Below are 1,095 nucleotides of genomic sequence, written 5' to 3' on the forward strand. Positions count from 1 at the left end.
CGCATACGCGCCAACAATTCGGCCATGGCGAAGGGTTTGAGCAGGAAGTCATCAGCGCCGCCATCGAGTCCGCGCAGGCGTTCATCCAGGCCGTCCCGGGCAGTGATGATCAGCAACGGCACGGGGTTGTTGCGCGCGCGAATGGCATCCAGCACATCGAGCCCGTCCTTGCCCGGGAGACCGAGATCCAGCAGCACTAGGTCATAGGTCTGTGTGTCCAGCGCCGCCAACGAGGTGAGGCCGTTTTTCACCCAGTCGGTAGCGTAGCTCGCATCCTTGAGCGCACCTTCGATGGCATCCCCAATCATCAGGTCATCTTCGACCAGCAGAATCCGCATGCACCGCTCCGACATAAAAGGCGCGACGGTCATTGCCATCGCACCTGTATTGAAGCACTTGCCCCGGCGTTTGTCCGCCGCCGGTTCCGTGCCGACTTACTGCTGCTGGCCTTTCATCGAATCGAAAGCCTTGAGCAGGTCGTCCATGGCCGCCTTGCAATCAGCCTGCTTCGGCGCACTGGCGCGCAGGGCATCGAGTGCGTGGTCAATGGCTTTGTCCAGCACATGCCAGTCAGCGGCGGCCCGGGGTTTGATGCCGGCTTCAGCGGAATCCCAGGAGGCTTCCAGATCCTTGATGCGAGTCTTGGCGCCGGGCAGATCGTTTTTCCCGACGAGCGCTGTGACGTCGGCAGCGATGCTGCGGAACTCGCTCAGATCGCCCAGACTTAGCTTGTCGGCGGGTTTCGAGCAGCCGGCCAAACTGCCGAGCAGCACCAGAGACGAGATCATCGCGACTTGACGAAAAGCCGTTTGGAAGGAGTGCATATTGATTCCTTGGTGGGTGTCTGAACGGTTATTGAATGGCGGACTTGCGGATGCCGACGCCGATCTGGGCGACAGCCACCAACAGGACGATGACGGTCAGGAAGATGGCGCTGGTCCAGGCGGCGCCCATACCCAGGCCGCCATAAGTCTTGGCTTGGGTTAGCAAGTCGCCGAGAGAGGCGCCGAACGGGCGCGTCAGGATATAGGCGATCCAGAAGGTCAGCACCACGTTGCCCCCCAGGCGCCAGGCCAGCAGCGTCGCGGCAATCAG

Annotated in this window: 2 protein-coding genes and 1 pseudogene; all 3 read right to left on the reverse strand. The window is 61.6% G+C overall.

Translation table 11 applies throughout. The features are described from left to right. A partial coding sequence (locus FHL16_RS33780) for a response regulator (RefSeq protein WP_138739118.1) occupies window positions 1-338 on the reverse strand: 338 nt, incomplete at its 3' end. A 96-nt stretch (window positions 339-434) separates the two neighbouring features. Next, window positions 435-824, reverse strand: coding sequence for a hypothetical protein (locus tag FHL16_RS33785; protein ID WP_077750549.1), 390 nt, complete (start codon window positions 822-824; stop codon window positions 435-437). Window positions 825-852: 28 nt separating this feature from the next. Continuing rightward, window positions 853-1,095 (reverse strand): annotated as a pseudogene (locus tag FHL16_RS33790) (hypothetical protein); the annotation flags it as partial.

It is taken from the genome of Pseudomonas sp. FSL W5-0299 (assembly GCF_005930655.1).
GTDB lineage: Bacteria > Pseudomonadota > Gammaproteobacteria > Pseudomonadales > Pseudomonadaceae > Aquipseudomonas > Aquipseudomonas mandelii.